Source organism: Clostridium sp. X (genome assembly GCF_055755365.1).
The window spans coordinates 2,330,087-2,348,106 of record NZ_CM146912.1 but is presented as its reverse complement, the minus strand read 5'-3'; the positions used below and the strand labels follow the sequence as shown (position 1 = coordinate 2,348,106).

The 18,020-nt window shown below is 26.3% G+C and carries 15 protein-coding genes; all 15 read right to left on the bottom strand.

Translation table 11 applies throughout. The features are described 5' to 3' along the window. Positions 1 to 30 precede the first annotated feature (30 nt). Positions 31 to 1,782, bottom strand: coding sequence for an Eco57I restriction-modification methylase domain-containing protein (locus ACX0KU_RS11720; protein WP_472990106.1), 1,752 nt, complete (start codon positions 1,780 to 1,782; stop codon positions 31 to 33). Between the two features lie 65 nt (positions 1,783 to 1,847). Then, the gene (locus ACX0KU_RS11715) at positions 1,848 to 2,486 is read right to left on the bottom strand and encodes a cyclodeaminase/cyclohydrolase family protein (protein ID WP_472990105.1); all 639 of its coding nucleotides are present in this window, start codon (positions 2,484 to 2,486) and stop codon (positions 1,848 to 1,850) included. Between the two features lie 156 nt (positions 2,487 to 2,642). After that, a complete protein-coding gene (locus ACX0KU_RS11710; protein WP_472990104.1) occupies positions 2,643 to 3,221 on the bottom strand; it encodes a nitroreductase family protein in 579 nt (192 codons plus the stop codon). Positions 3,222 to 3,316: 95 nt separating this feature from the next. Next, positions 3,317 to 4,441 (bottom strand): glycosyltransferase family 4 protein, encoded by a 1,125-nt coding sequence (locus ACX0KU_RS11705; RefSeq protein WP_472990103.1) that lies wholly within the window; start codon positions 4,439 to 4,441, stop codon positions 3,317 to 3,319. Between the two features lie 28 nt (positions 4,442 to 4,469). After that, positions 4,470 to 5,894 carry a flippase gene (locus tag ACX0KU_RS11700; RefSeq protein WP_472990102.1) on the bottom strand — a complete coding sequence of 475 codons (1,425 nt, stop codon included), beginning with the start codon at positions 5,892 to 5,894 and terminating at the stop codon, positions 4,470 to 4,472. A gap of 7 nt (positions 5,895 to 5,901) precedes the next feature. After that, positions 5,902 to 6,618 carry a WecB/TagA/CpsF family glycosyltransferase gene (locus tag ACX0KU_RS11695; protein ID WP_472990101.1) on the bottom strand — a complete coding sequence of 239 codons (717 nt, stop codon included), beginning with the start codon at positions 6,616 to 6,618 and terminating at the stop codon, positions 5,902 to 5,904. A gap of 18 nt (positions 6,619 to 6,636) precedes the next feature. Beyond that, on the bottom strand, positions 6,637 to 7,290 hold the full coding sequence (locus ACX0KU_RS11690; RefSeq protein ID WP_472990100.1) for a sugar transferase: 654 nt from the start codon (positions 7,288 to 7,290) through the stop codon (positions 6,637 to 6,639). 95 nt (positions 7,291 to 7,385) lie between these two features. Continuing rightward, entirely contained in the window at positions 7,386 to 8,633 is a 1,248-nt protein-coding gene (locus ACX0KU_RS11685) for an O-antigen ligase family protein (RefSeq protein ID WP_472990098.1), read from the bottom strand. Positions 8,634 to 8,716: 83 nt separating this feature from the next. Beyond that, positions 8,717 to 9,754 carry a glycosyltransferase family 2 protein gene (locus ACX0KU_RS11680; protein WP_472990097.1) on the bottom strand — a complete coding sequence of 346 codons (1,038 nt, stop codon included), beginning with the start codon at positions 9,752 to 9,754 and terminating at the stop codon, positions 8,717 to 8,719. Positions 9,755 to 9,802: 48 nt separating this feature from the next. Further along, entirely contained in the window at positions 9,803 to 10,867 is a 1,065-nt protein-coding gene (locus ACX0KU_RS11675) for a glycosyltransferase (RefSeq protein WP_472990096.1), read from the bottom strand. 4 nt (positions 10,868 to 10,871) lie between these two features. Continuing rightward, a complete protein-coding gene (wecB, locus tag ACX0KU_RS11670; RefSeq protein WP_472990095.1) occupies positions 10,872 to 11,933 on the bottom strand; it encodes a non-hydrolyzing UDP-N-acetylglucosamine 2-epimerase in 1,062 nt (353 codons plus the stop codon). 14 nt (positions 11,934 to 11,947) lie between these two features. Further along, a complete protein-coding gene (locus ACX0KU_RS11665; RefSeq protein WP_472990093.1) occupies positions 11,948 to 13,324 on the bottom strand; it encodes a glycosyltransferase in 1,377 nt (458 codons plus the stop codon). Between the two features lie 5 nt (positions 13,325 to 13,329). After that, positions 13,330 to 14,799 (bottom strand): O-antigen ligase family protein, encoded by a 1,470-nt coding sequence (locus tag ACX0KU_RS11660; RefSeq protein WP_472990091.1) that lies wholly within the window; start codon positions 14,797 to 14,799, stop codon positions 13,330 to 13,332. A gap of 31 nt (positions 14,800 to 14,830) precedes the next feature. Continuing rightward, on the bottom strand, positions 14,831 to 16,549 hold the full coding sequence (locus ACX0KU_RS11655; RefSeq protein ID WP_472990090.1) for a capsular polysaccharide export protein, LipB/KpsS family: 1,719 nt from the start codon (positions 16,547 to 16,549) through the stop codon (positions 14,831 to 14,833). A 21-nt stretch (positions 16,550 to 16,570) separates the two neighbouring features. Beyond that, a complete protein-coding gene (locus ACX0KU_RS11650; protein WP_472990089.1) occupies positions 16,571 to 17,986 on the bottom strand; it encodes a lipopolysaccharide biosynthesis protein in 1,416 nt (471 codons plus the stop codon). Between the last annotated feature and the right edge of the window lie 34 nt (positions 17,987 to 18,020).

Here is an 18,020-nt window from a genome sequence, read left to right as displayed (position 1 = left end):
GAGATATTTAATTTATTTATTAAATATCTCTTATTTCGTACATTCTTCTATTATTTTTACTTCTTCTTGATTGAACTCAAAAAAACTATATAATTCTTTATTTGATATTTTACCTATTGTCCCCATAATAGGAATACATAATTTCATTAAATTATTAGGATAATATTCGTATAAATTTTCTCCTAACTTTTTTGCAAAACTCTGAAAATAGAATTCATATATTTTACTATTTAAAAGTTCTACCAAGTAATTATACGTAAAAGGTACATTTTCTTTTAAAACTAGAGAATAGACATCAGCACTAAAATAAGCACCCTTATCTAAAGCAAATCGATTATCATTAGATTTATAAGGAAAAACAATCTTTTCATTCTCAAAAATCTCTTTTTTCCTTCCCCACTGAAGTTCATACCATTGTCTGACTCCATTTTTACATTCTCTTCTCTTTAATAGCTTATCCTTGTATTCTTCTATATAACTTTTAATATTCGGATAGTCTTCTATGTTATTAATTAAATCAGAACATATTAGATAGTTATCTTTTAAATTAACTTCTTGTGTTCTTATATAGCTGCTTTTTATCCAAGGTTTTATAATGTCCCTTTCAAGTTTTTTTTCTTGTATAATTTTTTCATCTACAACAAAAGCTTTATCACATCCTGTAATTATACCTTGATAGCTATCACATATATTATACAAGTGTGTAAAACTTTTTTCCTCTATTTTTGATATTATATTTCTTTCCTTTTCATCTCTTAAAATCCATCCCTTATTGTTTAAAACATTCTTATTTATATAAAACTTTTTATAGTAACTTCCCTGATTCTGAAATAAAGATTTATAAAACTTTTCTTTATTCTTTTCTAGCTTTTGTATAGGTTTTATAATTTCTATGTCTCTATTTAATTCATCTTTATTTCTCAAAAAAATTATAACTGGATCTATCCCTACATTTTTAAAAGGTCTAATACCATAAAAATCTACAATTTTATAAAGGGAACAAATTTCCTTTAATATTTTTCTTAATTCTTCTCCACTAGGAGATTCTATAAAATATCTAGAGGTTATAAAAGCTAACTTCCCATTTTTGTTCAAGTTATTTAAAGCAGCTTGAAAAAAGCAGTAAGATATATCCCCTTTATCTTTAAATATATTTTTATAGTTTTCTTTAAGCAATCTACTATACTCTTTATTTATAGATTTATGACCTATATAGGGTGGATTTCCTAATATAATATTAAACTTTTCCTCTACATTATCTATAAGAAAGTCTAAGTTATTTAAATTAACGCTTAATTCACCACTAATTTCAAATATATATATGCTAAGTATTTTCAAAGCTAATTCATCAATATCTGATCCAAATATATTATACCTAATTATGTGGTTAGAGATTTCATGATGTTTTAAATTTAAAGAATTTATTTTATTAATTTCCTCTAGATTTTCTTCAAATATTTCTTTTAATATAAAGTAGCAAGAAATTAAAATTTCTCCACATCCACAGGCAGGGTCTAATATCTTTAAATACGGATTATTTAGTATATCTTGTAATTCTATAACATTATTTACTATATAATAAGCTATTTCTTTAGGTGTATATACAATACCTTTTTCTTTATTTTTCCCCAGTAATCTTATGTATAGTTCGGAAAATTTTTCTTCCTTTAAATCTAATAGCTTCTTATAATTTTCAATAGCCATTGTTTTGTATATATTATCAATTGGTGAAATTATTATATTATGTAATTCATTAATTTTTTCTGTAAAGTATTGATACATTTCTTCTCTCCAAAATTATTGTATCATTTTATGAACAATAACTAGCTTATTTGTATAACTATAGTTTAGCTAATAGCTAAATTTACGATTTCCATTAAACGAAGCTTATAATCTAAAGCAGTATTTAATAATTCGTTGCATCTATTTTGAACTATTAATTTATTTTCTTCATCTTTTAGTCCTAATAAATTAATCTTAACATTTAATATAGAACTCTCTATAGCAGCATGTAATAGTATTGCAGCAACTCCGGCATCTGATATTACATTTTTATTGCCATATTTGCAAGCTATTAATACAGACTCATAGAATTTTACACATTCCTCTGCTAAACTTAATGGTACACTCAGTGCTTTTTTATATCCTTTTTGTATTTCCTCTTCTCTAAACTTTAATTCTTCTTCATTTCCTTTTGGTAACTTAAAAGTTTTCATAAAATCTAGAAATGCCTCAGAATCTTTGTCCATAAATTGTAACAACTTTTCGTTAAATATTTTTGAATTCTCTAAGGCCTTATCTAGACTATCTTTTTCAAAAGAATTTAATTCATCATATCCTTTTTTACCTACCGTTAAATTAAAAACCATAGCTGTTAACGCACTGCATAAACTAGACACCAAAGCAGCTGCACTTCCCCCTCCTGGTACAGGAGTACTAGAAGAAAGCTGTTCAATATACTTTTCAATAATTATATCCTTTTGCAAAATTAACTCTCCTTTCCTTTAATTAATTTATAAAATTTATATTTAAGTTTTTAAACAACATTTTAATTTTAATAAGTTATAACTTATTAAGGTTAAAATATTATTTCAAGGAATTCATAAATTCCTTGAAATAAAAAAAGCAAATTTAATTATCTATTATTGATGAACAAGTACCTTTACATTTTGATCCATATAAGACTCGTTCCATTTGTTCACATAAACAAAATCTCGCATATCTTTTTTAGGATGATGAGGTTTTTCCTGTTCACTTTCTTGCATTATACCAATAGGCGTTAAAGCAACTATTCTTAAATTATCAGGTATACTTAAAATTTCTTTTATTCTCTTCTCATCAAAAGCACCTATCCAACAAGTACCGTATCCTTCTTCTGTAGCTGCTAATATAAAATGTTCCATAGCTATAGCACTATCAACTAGATAGTAATCTTTTCCTTCTATGTCTCCTGATTGATTAGGATCTGCTACAATAATCGCAGTAATTGGTGCATTTTGTACTGCTCCTGAAGCTTCACTACTTTTATTCATTATAGTTCCTGCTAGTCTTGTTTTTAAATCTTCATTATCTACTAACATAATTTTATAAGGTGTAGCATTTTTCCACGATGGGGCTCTCATAGCTGCTTCAAGCATTCTCATTAATTTATTTCTATCTAACTCATCAGTATTAAATTTTTTAATACTTTTTCTATTTTTTATTACGTCATAAAATTGCATAATATCACACTCCTTCAGACATTATTATTAGTAAAAAAAGTGCTTACTATTCAATTTTAAGTTTTTATTTTTCTCCTACAATTACCATGTTTTGGTTATGGAAATAGATTGTTTAAACTTTTATGAAGCTTATTTATTATTAAATCCCAGTTAAAATATTCTTTACATAATTCATATGTAATTAGAGATTTCTCTTTTAAATTACTATCTGTAATAATCTCTTCTAACTTTTGTGTCATTGCATAAGTGTTATTTACTTCAACCACAGTCCCATTATTCTTTTGTATAATTTCTCTTGCAATTCCTACATCTGTTGAAACAATTACATTTCCTAAAGCAGCAGCTTCAATAAATGCAATTCCAAAACTTTCAAATCGTGATGTCAAAGAGAATATTTTTGATTTTTCATAGTATTTAAATAATTCCTCTCGATCTTCAATAGATCCTTTAAATTCTACTACATCTTTTAATGTTGGATTTTCATGAAAAAAATCATTAATATACTTTTCAAAACTCTTTTCTATAGGCCCTATAATTATCATTTTCCATCCTTGTCTGCAATCGTCTTTTATATTTTTAAAAGCCTCTAGAAGCATCTCTGTATTTTTTTCTTCTGTTCCTACTCTTGCTACATTTAAAATTATATTTTCTTTAACCTCATAATTATACTTTATATTTTTTTCCTCTAAATATGTAAAATCTACTCCATTAGGTATATTAATTATCTTATTTTTATGTGGCTCTAATAACAATCTTATTTTGTCAAAGAGTAGTTTTTGTTCTACACTTATTAAATCTACATTATAAAGGTACTGGTCTAAAAAATACTTTTGCACTTTATTTAGCTCTGCAATTCTATCTATGAGTTTATGACTGCAGTCCAATTTTAAATATATCTTACCCTTAGGATTAAGTTTTTTAAATGTAAAAGCATATAACATAGAATACATGGTAATATGAAATATTTGAAGTATATCTATGTTTTTTGCATTTTTCCTTAAATACCTAATACCATCTAAACTATAATTATTATACTTGTTTTCTATAAAATCTATATTTAAACCTTCAACTTCATTTTTTAGATATGTATATTCATCAAGGTTGTAACATGCAACTGTTGAGTGATAATTAAAAAGTTTATGAAGTTTATAAGGAATCATCCCCATTTCCTTAACTAAATTTACATTTTTAGTGTTTGGGTATAATACACAATATCTCATATTTGCCACCTTCTTAATAAGTATCCTATTACCGTCTTAGTATTCTTTTCATATCCTCTACAGTAATATACTTAAAGTAAATAATACACATAAAATACATAATTATCGCTACAGAAATATTAACTAACACATTAATACCTAAATACTTAAATAAAACTATTTGACACATCATTATTAAAATAGGGAGTATTAAGCTAACTATATTAGCTATATAATTTGTTTTAGCTATACTAAAGGAATATTTTCTCATTATAACAAAGTTAATAATTTCAGAAATAACCGTAGTAATTGCTGCTGCCATAAGTCCCCATATAGGAATTAAAAACATGTTTAAAATTAAATTTACTGCAGCAGAAATAGCTACAATCTTTAAGTACTTATTTTCCATATTCCAAGCATTTAAACTATATCCATAGGTTTCTCTCATAAATAAAATAAATATATATATTAAAAGAATTATAAAAGGCTTATAAGCCTCGATATATTTTTGTCCAAATAATAGAACTATTATTTCTTTTGATAAGAGAATACCCCCAACCGATATAGGTAATGCAAACAGTATAATTATTTTACTAATATTATTTGTTAATAATTGCAAATCTCTATATTTTTTTTCATGCTTAAGCCTAATTAGCAAAGGAAAAAATGGTGTAAATATTACAGCTATTAAATTAATTAAAAAAAATATTATCTTATAAGCAGAAGAATATATTCCTAACTCATAATCATTTCTCATAAAACCTATAATCAAAGAATCAATATTACAGTTAATCATAGATAGCAATCCTGAAATTAAAAAAGGAGTACTTGCTACAATATAAGATTTGTATTGTATTCTATTCATCTCAAATTTAACACGTAACTTTTTGCTTACAATATAAATGTAAAATTGATAAAATACTGCAACTACTAATCCTATTAATGTAACCACAGGAATAAGATATATATCTCTCTCATTTTTTAAAAATATTATTATAAGTATAAATGGAATTATACTTTTCACTATATTGTATATACCATTATGAAACATTTCTTGAATACCTGAATAAAACCAGTCTATATTCAATGCTATAGGAAATAAGGTCAAACCATAAATTATAAGTATATTTCTAAAATCTGTCCCTTTATTAATTATAAAAGATATAGCTAATATAACTATAAATCCTAATATAGCAACTATAAATCTTATAGAAGTTACATATCCTATTAAGCTTTCATTCCCCTTAGAATTCTTTGATACTTCTTTTGTTCCTAGAGTTTGAAACCCAAAAAGAGTTATCATAGTAAAATATACAAGTATTGATTGAGCTAAACTAACTTTTCCAAAACCTTCTACACTTAATATTCTTGCATAATACGCCACCATAAAAAACATAGACAATTGTGATATAATACTCGATACTCCTACTGACATCATATTTTTGACTACTTTATTGATCTTAAACACCACCATATAGCTTCTATTTCTTATATGTCTTTAATACTACTCTAATTAAAAATTTAGGTATATACGTTAATCGTTTTATTCTAAAGGGTTCTTTTATTACTCTATGCAGCCATTCTAGCCCAAAATCTATCATCCATTTCGGAGCCCTTTTTACTTCACCTGCGAAGACGTCAAAACTTCCTCCAACCCCCATAAAAACCTCACAAGGAAGCTCATTAAAATAATTATGTATAAATATTTCTTGCCTCGGGCAACCCATTGCTACAAATAAAACATAGGGCTTTTTTTTCTTAATATCTTCAATTAACTCCCTGCAATCATAGATATCAAAATACCCATTATTAGTTCCTAGAATATTTAAACCTGGGTATTTTATAGATAAATTTATTTTGCATCCACTTAAAACTTCTTCTTTAGCACCCAATAAGTATATTCCCTTTTGCTCTTTATGACACTTTTTAATTATTTCATCCATAACTTCAATACCTGCAATTTTTTCCCGCACAGGATCTTTTGTTATTTTAGACGCCATAACTGTTCCCACTCCATCAGGAATTATTATACTATTTGAATTTGTATAAAATTCAAATAAGGTTTTATCCTCAAGGCCTCTATATAACACTTCTGGATTTCCTGAAATAATATTTATCTTTTTAAAGTTTTTCAATTGATTCATTAATTCAATTTTTGATCCATTAAAAATGTTATAATCTAATATTTTCGTAAACATATTTCCCCCTGTATCTATTTAAAAAGCACCTTCTTTTTTAAATACACTGTAAATTGTTTTAAATATTATTTTTATATCATATACTATCGAAAAGTTTTTTATATAAGTTAAATCATAATATATAGTTTTGCCTAGTTCAATCTCGCCTCTCCCACTAACTTGAGCAAGTCCAGTTATTCCTGGTGGCACTAAAAGTCTTTGTTTATATTCTTCCGGATAAAACTGTACTACATCTGGAATTTCTGGCCTAGGACCAACCATGCTCATATTACCTAAGAAGACGTTAAATAATTGTGGTATTTCATCTAAGCTAGTTTTTCTTAGAAAAGCACCTACTTTTGTTATTCTGTTATCACTTTTACTCTGAAAAACAAAGTTTTCAATATTTTCATAATCAATTGCAAGTTCTCTCTTCTTATCAGCATCTACTACCATAGTTCTAAATTTATAAATAGTGAATAGTTGGTTATTCTCACCTACTCTTATTTGTTTAAAAATAGCAGGCCCCTTTGAATCAATCTTAATCCAAGCAATTAGTATTAAAAATATTGGAGATAAAATGATTATACCTATTATAGATAAAATAATATCCATTATTCTTTTTAATGTAAATTCTATTTGTTTTGATCTTATATCCTTATTTAAGTCTATTTTTATATCCTTAGCATCCATAAATCCTCTCTCCCTATTTTTTTATACTTATTAGTTTTATTTTTATAAATTTTTAATGAAGAATATAAGAAAATTGCGACGCAATTTTCTTTTATCTAGTATCTTATATCATTATAAATAATGGACTGCGAAATAGCTACTAAAATCCAAAAGTTCATTGTTACTTTAGGCACAAAAAATAAATTATCAGGTATATTCATAAATATAAATACTATTACCGAAATATAGAAACCTTTATAAAAAGATTTTAACACACCTGGACTTAAATTCCTTAATGTATTTTTTAAAGCAATTAACACTGATATAATTAAAGCTACGAAAGGAATTATCCCAATTAGTCCTAGCTCACTAAACACCTTAAGATATGAATTATGAGTAGGGAATTTTGTATTACTATTATATCGAAGTTTTGGATACTTTTTTGCATACTCTCCATATTGATTATAGAAGTTTCCATTCCCTATACCTAAAACCAAGTTTTCTTTTATCATATTTAGGGCTAATTTCCATATATTTACCCTAGGATCGTCAAGTAATATTTTAAAATCTGCTGCTCTACTTCTAACCTGTGGTAATAAAACACTAATCCCTATTCCAGATAAAAACAGTAATATAAATTTATGATTATACATAATAACTAAAAGTGTAATACCAATTAAAACTCCAAGCCAAGCATTCCGTGAAAATGTAAGAATAAGTGTAACTGAAGCTAGCATTGATATAATTATGTAAATAACCTTTTTATTTATATTCTTTTCATAAATCCCCATCATTATCAACGGAAAAATTGCAATTATTAAATATGCTCCTAAGGTATTTGAATTATCAAGGGTTGAAGTTATTCTTAAGGCTACTGAATATTTTGAAGTATCATATATAAACCTATCATTTAAACCTATTCTAGTAAAGTATTGAATTACTCCAAATAAACTTATGAAAAAAGTAGCCAATATGTAATTATTCAATATTGCAAATATCAATCTTTCTGTTTTTACTTCATATTTTATTATAAAATAAACTATTATGTAAATTAAAAATCTAAGACTTTCCCTAATTGCAATACTCTTATCCGAAGCATAGCTAACAGAAGCCAACATGATTATAAAAATAATTATCATTAATATAAAAATCAAGTCTCTAAAAGAAGCTTTTACTCCAATACAAAAGTTAATCCTAGTTTTTTTGTTTCTAATAATTTCTATTAAATAAGTTAAAAACAATACTAATAAAATATAATCACCTTTTATACTAATTCCTTGTATAAAGAAATTATCCGGAATTAATGGCATAAATAATATATATAAACAAAGCAGAATTCCTACTAAATTATTCTCTCTTTTCAAGATGATACCTTCTTTCTAGAATATTGACTTTTTAGTGGTTTTATATACTGAAAAATTGGCACGCTCAATTGCGTGCCAAAATACTATCTAGACATTTTTGTATTTTTATCAATAACACTATTTGATTTAAATATATGAAATGTAAGTATTCCATTTAAAAATCCTAGACCATAACTAATATGTAGTATAGGGAAAATTATAGGTAAATATTTCATAGTATTTGGTTCTTTTTTACCTAGTTTTATTGTGAATATTAAATTACAAGCTATATACATTATAGCTTCTATTAACCATAAAACTAATATTGGCTTAAAAAATACTCCTAATCCAATTCCTAAAATATTTGAAAGTACAAATGCTATGGGAACTAAATGTCGCATAGAAGCAACCTTTCCATGCTTTTGCATTACCCTTACCTTCCAAAATCCGTATTGATAATATTGTTTCCATAATTTTTTTAAAGAACCTCTACTATAATATACAGATTTTATTTTAGGAGATAATAATATTCTATATCCATATTTACACACTCTAAAATTCAACTCATCATCTTGATTTCTTACTAATTCTTCATCAAAATATCCTATCTTATCTAAAACTTCTCTTCTATATGCTCCAAAGGCCACAGTGTCCACATACATCTCATCTTCAGCAAATCTAAATAAAGCATTACCTACTCCAAATGGTGAGCTCATAGCAAGCGCAATAGCCTTACCCACCTGATTTTCACTAATGGTTTTTATAGGTCCTCCTGCACAGCCCACTTCTGGTTTTTGTAGTGCTTCAACGTTATTTTTTATAAAATCCTTATCTGCATAAGCATGAGCTCCAAAAATTATAATCACATCTGACTTACTGTGTTTTATCCCTAAATTCATCCCTTTAGGTGCAGACACTCCTTTATTATCAAGGATTTTTATATTCTTGTACTTTAAACTATATTTTTTAACAATATCTCTAGTACCATCGTTTGAAAGTCCATCACATACAAAAATTTCATATAGTTCTTGTGGGTAATTTTGAGTTACAAAAGAATCTAGACATCTTCCTATGTATTCTTTTTCATTTCTACAAGGAATTACTATGGATACTGTGAAACTACCCTTTTTATTATTCTCCACTTTTCCCCTCCATATTTTTGTATAATTTTAATAAACTTATCTTATTAGTCATATTAGCTTTTCATATAGATTTTTTACAACATTTGCATTTTTAATCCAGTCATAATTTTCTTCCATATACCTTCTGCTCTTTTTTCCCATTTCTAAAAGTTTTTTTTCATCTTGGAGCATTAGCTTCAGGTTATTTTTTATATCTTCAACACTACCAGGCTCAACTAAATATCCATTATATCCATGAATTATTACTTCTTTTAATCCACCTACTTTTGATGCTACTACAGGTCTACCGCAAGCTCCTGCTTCTGCAGCTGCCACTCCAAAACTTTCGCTTAAAGATGGCATACATACTATGTCCATTAAATTAATGTATTCTGGAATTTTATCATTATCTACATTACCAGTAAAGGTTACTTTATCCGAAATCTTCTTTTCTTTGCATAATTTCTCTAAGTTTTCTCTTTCTGTGCCATTGCCTACAATCAACAAACGCAAATCATGTTTTTCCCATTCTTTACATAATTCAGCAAAGGCTTCTATCAAATAATTTATTCCATAAACTTTTTCTAAGTTTTTTGTTATCCCTATTGTTATAGACTTTTTGCTTAAGATAGGGGTTATACAGTTAAATGCTTTTAAATCAACACCAAAAGGAGTTATCAAGACTTCTTTATCATAATACTTTTTTACTTCTTCTGCCATATCCTTACTTGTAGAACATACAGCATCTGCATCTTTTAATATGTTAATTAAAAATTTCTTATTAAAATTACTTTGGTTTGGAAACTCATATATATCGCTTCCCCAAACTGATATTATAAACGGTCTAAACTTAGTCATTTTACCAAGCATTCCATAACTGGTAGCATAATGACTATGCAATAAATCTGGATTAAACTCTTTTATTATACTTTTTACTCTATTAATTAATAAAAAATAACTTAACTTATTTCTAAACAGTGGTTTAATATAGTGAAATTCTACATTCTCTCTATAGGTGTACTTTGTATCTCTCATAGATATTAAACAGATTCTATAGCCTAGATTTGAAAAAAAGTTTACCCATTTTCTAGTATGAATACTCTCTCCATCCCCTAGAATGCATAGCTTTATCACTCTATTACCTCCACCCTCTCAATTTACTTACTATCTTGTGTGCAGCATCTCCATCTCCATAATAGTTCTCTCTATCATTAGTCGGACTAAAATTCTGTATAGCATTTAATATTTTACTTTCATTTGCTCCTACTAGAATATTCCATCCATTATTAACCGTTTCTACCCATTCTGTCTCATCTCTTAGTGTTATACATGGCTTATTGAAAAAGAAAGCTTCCTTTTGAACTCCACCGCTATCTGTTACTATTTTTTTACTATTTTTCTCAAGCATTATCATATCTAAATATCCTACTGGTTCTATTACTCTTATATTTTCTTTTAATTTCAAATTATAGTCCTCTATATACTTTTTTGTTCTAGGATGAAGAGGTAAAATTATATTCATTTGACAAGAATTAAGGGCTTCGATGATATTCCTTAGTCTAGAAATGTCATTTGTGTTCTCAGCTCTATGTACTGTTGCTAGAATATAATCACCTTCATTTATTTCTAACTTTTCCATTATAATACTCTTCTCATTTGCTATTTTTTCAAAGTGCAATGTAGCATCATACATTACATCTCCTACATTATGTATAATTTCTTCCTTTATTCCTTCATTTCTTAAATTACTCACACTAGTTTCTGTAGGTGCAAATAGCAATTTAGATATATGGTCAGTTAGAATTCTATTCTGTTCTTCTGGCATATTCATATTGAAACTTCTAAGTCCTGCTTCTACATGAGCTACTGGAATTAGCATCTTACTAGCAGCTAATGCTCCTGCAATTGTTGAATTAGTATCTCCATATACAAGTATCCAATCTGGACATTCTTTTTCTAGTATTTCTTCAATCTTTTCAAGCATTCTTCCTGTTTGTGCTCCATGTCCACCAGAACCTACATTTAAATTATAATCTGGATAAGGAATATCAAGTTCTTCAAAGAATATTTTTGACATATTATCATCATAATGTTGTCCTGTATGTATAATGATTTCCTGATTTTCCTCCCTTATCTTTCTAGATACTGCAGCCGCTTTAATAAATTGTGGTCTTGCTCCTATAATCGTAACTATTTTCATCTATTATCCACCTCTTAATCTTTCATTTCAGACATTACTGAAATCAACTGCTTCGTTAAATTTTCTCTGCTATACTCTTTTATTTTTTCCCATTTAGGACTTATAGAACTTGTTTTTCTTATAAAATCTAAATATGAAGCTAAAATTATTTTTTGAATTTCAATTTGTTTAGATGGATGTGCCGTATATCCTGTATTAGTTTCTAAAATTAATTTTTTTGCTACTCCATCTGGAATAATTCCAAGTATAGGCTTTCCAGTTCTTATGTATTCAAATATCTTTCCTGTAAAAATCCCTTCACTTCCTATACCCTCATCTATTATAAGGAGAAGCGCATTGGCTTTTGAAAGTTCCTTTAAACTCTCATCATGCGGAACATAGTTCTCATGTTTTACAATTTGAGGATACTTATTCATATAATACTTTACTATTTCAATGTGTTCATTACCAATTTGCCCCTGAAATTTAATTTGAATTTTATCTTTATCTATTTCATTATTTTCTATTAAGGTATCTATAGAGATCAATATGTTTTCTGGTGAACGTTTCCCATAAAGAGTACCATTATATAAAATTAAAAATTTTTCGTTGTTTTCACTCAATGAAAAATCTAATCCTTGAAAGTCCATTTCATCATACCCATTAGTAATTACATGAAATTTATTTATATCCTCAGTTTTATATCTCTTTATAAAACTGTCTATTATTGGTTGACTAACACTTATAACTTTATCAGCTCTTTTAATTATCTTACTTTCAAATCTTTTATAGATACTTTCAACTAAAATTCCAGTGTTAACAAAAGGATTTTCTACCCAAGGATCTCTAAAGTCAGTAATCCACTTTACTTCTAATTCTTTTGCTAGTTCATATCCTATTAAATGTGATGAATAAGGTCCAGAAGTTGTAAAAATTATTTCTATTTCTTTTTCTCTAATTATTTTCTTACCTTCCTCAACAGCAAAATCTATCCAACCTTTTTTATCATCAGGCATATAAACTAGATTATATCCTTTTAGAAATACATTTTTTCCTATGTTTTTTATACTATCTTTTAATTTACCTTTAATACTTGTTGAAAGATGTTTTTTATCTTTATTATTATTTTGATTTTTAACTTCTTTTTTATTGTTTTTATTACCATTATTTAACACTTTAGAGAATTTACTTATTATATCTACTTCTTTTATATCTGATCTATATACAGATATTTTCTCATATATATCTTTATTCAGAGATTTATCTAAAATTCCTTTTGAATCTTCTTTAACTGTTAAAATATTAACATTATACCCCATTTTACTTAAGTAGTTTGCAAACTTTGTAGTTCTTTGAACTCCAGCTCCCCCCTTTGGTGGATAGTAATAGGCAATAATTAATATATTTTTCATTATATTTAATTCCTTTCACTGCTATTAGTAACTTTTATAATTAATGTTATAACAAACATAAATATAAAGGCTGGTACATAACTTATAGGATAAGTTGATGTTATAAAAGATTGTCCTGTTATATTTCCATATGCTAGTAAGCATATTAATCCTATTACAGCAGGAACTAGAAACTTCTGTTTTTCTTTATATTTCACTATACATATAATAGCTTTAATAACAAGGCATAATACGGATAAGAATAATATACCTGTAAATACTAATCCAAATTCAGTTGCCACATTAAAAAAGATATTATGAGCATCAATGTACATTCTATTAGGATTTCCACCATAAGTTAAATAGTAATTTTTAAATTGACCAGGTCCTACACCAAAATATGGATAACTATATATCATCTGAAGTGCAATAATCCATATAGGTCTTCTACTTTTAAACTGTTGTATCATTTGATGTACTAACCCTTTACTACTAGTAATGAAATCTACACCTTCAACTTGAATTTCTGATACTACCTGATTAAATTCCCATCTATGGGTTATATTATATACTAAACATATAAAGACTACCAAAGAAATAAGTAAATATTTTTTGTAATTTTTTCTATCATATAAAATAACGAAAAGCATACATAAGAATATCCCTATAGCTATTCCTCTAGACATTTGTGTGCATAAGTTTATTACTTCTAAAAGTAATAATATTTTGTATACATCTCTATATTGAGATGCAAACTCTTTATTTACAGCAAATAACATAATAAACGGTAGAACCATTAATGTATACCCTAGCATAAAGTTACTTCCAAGAACTCCGTACAAGTGTTGATTTGTTCCTCTAAATATTAGGCTATATACTGCTATCAATATATCTGGTATAGAAGATAATGCAACACCTATAGCTAAATAAGTTATTAATCTTATCAAGAAGTTATAATCAAACTTTTTGTATGTTAAAATAACTAAACTTAAGATTAATGTTGAAATTATAGAGAGAGCTACTAAGTTACCAGACTCTAATTTGTTATTGCTTAAAAAAACTGAAATAAATGCTATTATTATTATAAAGAAATAGGTAATTAGAGTATATTTATATCTTTGCTTCAAATATGTTATTGAAAAATTAAACTCCTCTTTAAATCTAAGTATATTTACTATAAATATACTAAAGTATATCCAGTAAACTCCACTCCCAATCCACTTCATATCTAATCTAGCTAACAAATATAGTATTATTGGAAGAAGAGGCATAGCTAAAATATAAACTAATATGTTAGTCTCGCTATCCTTAAAGCTTAAAAGTATACTACATAGTATAAATAACATAACAAATAAACTACTGCTAAACATCAATATGTTAGTCTGTCCAATTTTTAAGAATATAAATATTTCTATGACTATGTAGGCAACCAATATGCTTTTCATATGTTTTTTTAGATAAGCTAAATATTCTTTACACTCTTTTAATAAATTCATTATTATCCTCCAATTAGTATATATGCTTATATTATTTATTATTTATATTGTCTATTATTCTATCTGTTACTTTACCATCAATTATATAGAAATTATCTTTTATATAACTACTAAACTCACTATTGAATTCAAATTCATTTATATTATCTAAAAAATGCTTTAACTCAATTTTATTTTTTACACCTTTAGATATACCATCTTTAACAAATCCCCCAGCATCATTATACTTAGGAAGAAGTATACAAACAGATGGTTTATTTAACATAGCTGCTTCAACAATTACCGTTGAATGTACACTAACTACTACATCACACCAATATATAAGTTCATATATATCTCCTTCTTTAACTATTTTTACATTTTTAATTTTATACTTTTGTATAAGAAATTTATAAATATCATAATAGTTATCTGCTGGGTGTAATTTTATAACTATTTCATAATCTTTTTCTAATAACGATAATGTTTCAAATAAAATATTTGTTGCAGGCTCTAATATATCTTTATAGTATTGAGTTGCATAAAGTATTTTAATTTTAGTATCTTCATTTGCCGTTTTATTAATATATTGTTTTAACAAGTCTGTTCTACTTTGACCTACAACCATTATATTTTCATTATTGTATATATTAGTGTTATTAATTAAAATATTCTTATATTTATCTCCCCACAAAAATGTACAATTTGGTATTATCTTATCTTTATATTTAGAGTTTATAATATACGCTGGAGACATTGAGTTTATTATTCCGTGTTGAAGTGCATAAGTCTTTATATTTTCCATATTGCCCGCCATTATAAATTCTCTTGGTCTATCTCCTTCATCAACAACTATACATCTTTTTATATTTAACTTTTTTATCAGTCTTTTGGCACAAACTAGTTCTCTTATATCATCTAAATATCTATTTCTAATATTTTTAAAAATATGCTTCTTAAGAATGCTTTTAAAGTCATAATTATTATACTTATAGTCTATAAACTCTAACTTATTTAAGCTATCTTTTATTAAATCTTTTTGTATGTACTTATCTTTACATATTTTTTTATATATAACGAAGAGCTCAAAAGGTATAACGCCCTCCTTATACTTTAAAGACTTATCTAGTATATTAAAATTATACATATACTGTATATTGAACATATTATATTTTTTACTTAAAGCCTTTGTTGTGATTCCTAGCTGAGTATCTATTAATTCATCATTACCCTCAATATTAACTTTATTTATGTTTATAGCATTAGATACAGATAAAAAATTTTCTTTGTTTTTTTTACTATTAGTTAAGAACTTTATGTAATTTCTTATACCTTTTAAATTTCTTAAAGCTAATTTAAATAATGTTTTTTTATCTAATATTTTTTTATCTAATGTTCTGCTGTGATCATATACCTTATGTACTTGGATATTAAATAATTCTATACATATATCAGCCATTATTTCATTATCTGTCTCAACAAAGATTTCCTGTTTAAATTCTTCTTTTATATTTTTCACTACAAAAAAGCAATAAAAGATTCCCTTTAACTTTTCATATATTCCATGCCTTTCAAAACAATACATTCCTACATGATTATATAAATAAAAATCTTCTAGGTTCATTCCTTCAATCTCTTGTTTCTCAATAAATTGAAGATAGCTAAAGACCTCTTTATCAATATCTATATTTTTAATATATGAATCTATACTAATTTCCTCATTCTCTTGAAATACACTCTTCTTATCATTAAGATAAATTAACTTAATCATAATTATCTTCTCCTAAGTATCTTATCTGTTTATTTTTTTAGTTAAAAGACTTTTAAATTTATATATTAATATACTAACTACTCCTATAACAAATATATATCTAATTATAAATTTATCTTTTGCAACATAAAAAATCCCACTTGTCGTAAACATAAATATTATACCATACAAAAAATATTTAAATTTAAATACTCTTACATCTGATACATGCAAAGATATAACATAATGATAAATAAATAATAATATATATGATATTATCGTTGTCCAAGCTGCAGCAACTGCACCATATCTAGGAATTAATATATAGTTTAATATGACATTAGAAAGTGCTGCCATGAATGTACCTGCAGATATATACTGAGTTTTTTTAGTATAAAACTCTAAATTACTAGGTATACTGTATAGAAATACAAAATAGTATCCTAGCATTATTAATGGAACTAATTTAAGTCCCGTTAAATATCCTTTTGTACCCATAACTTTACCTATTTCCGGAGAAACAAAAATAAGTATAAAACTTATTAGAGAAAATAGTCCTATATAATATTTTACCTTTTCTTGGATTTCCTTATAATTCTTTGTATTCATATTTTCAAAAAACCAAGGTACCCATGCTTTATTCACTGCAATCCAGATTATCTGTAGGATCATTCCTATTTTATAAGCAAAACTATAAATTCCTGCTTCACTTGCACCTATAAACTTTTTTATCATAATTGTATCAGCAGAATTTAATAAAATTGCTGAAAGTGTATGCAATATTAGAGGGATAGATATTGCAAGAGCATATTTCCAATATTCTCTAGAAATAAACTTTTTACCTTTAGTCATAGTAATTATATATAGGATACTTCCATAAGCTATAGTCACTATAGCACCTGCTTCAATTCTCCCATAGTATTTGTTACTATTTAGTCTTTGTATCATTAGAATTGAAAGCACTATATTTAGTATTGCACTACTTATAGATATTGATAAGAATTTTTTATATTTATATTGTGTAGTAAACTTTTGATTGCAAAATTCTACTACAAAATTAAAAAAACACTGTACAATTAGCAAAATTACTAAACCTTGATTTATTTCTAGAATATCTGCAATAGTCCCTTTGAAAGCCAATGTAATTATAAACCATACTCCTACTGAAATTGTACCTAGAAAAAGAACTGATGATAAAAACTCATCATACTCTTCTTTAAAATCAAACTTTCCCCTTTGCACAGAAGAAATTAGCCCTAAACTCACAATAGTCATAAAAATTGAAAGGTAATTTCCATAGATTGTAACAATCCCAAAATCACTCTCATCTAAAAGTCTTGTAAAAATCGGTACAGTTACAAATGAAAGTCCCTGTAGAAACAAGGTTCCAATCGTATACCATATCCCGCTTTTTACCAACTTATTACCATATATCCTTTTTATTAAAGACGTATTCATATTTCTCCTCTTTTAAATAAAAAATTCAGCTGAA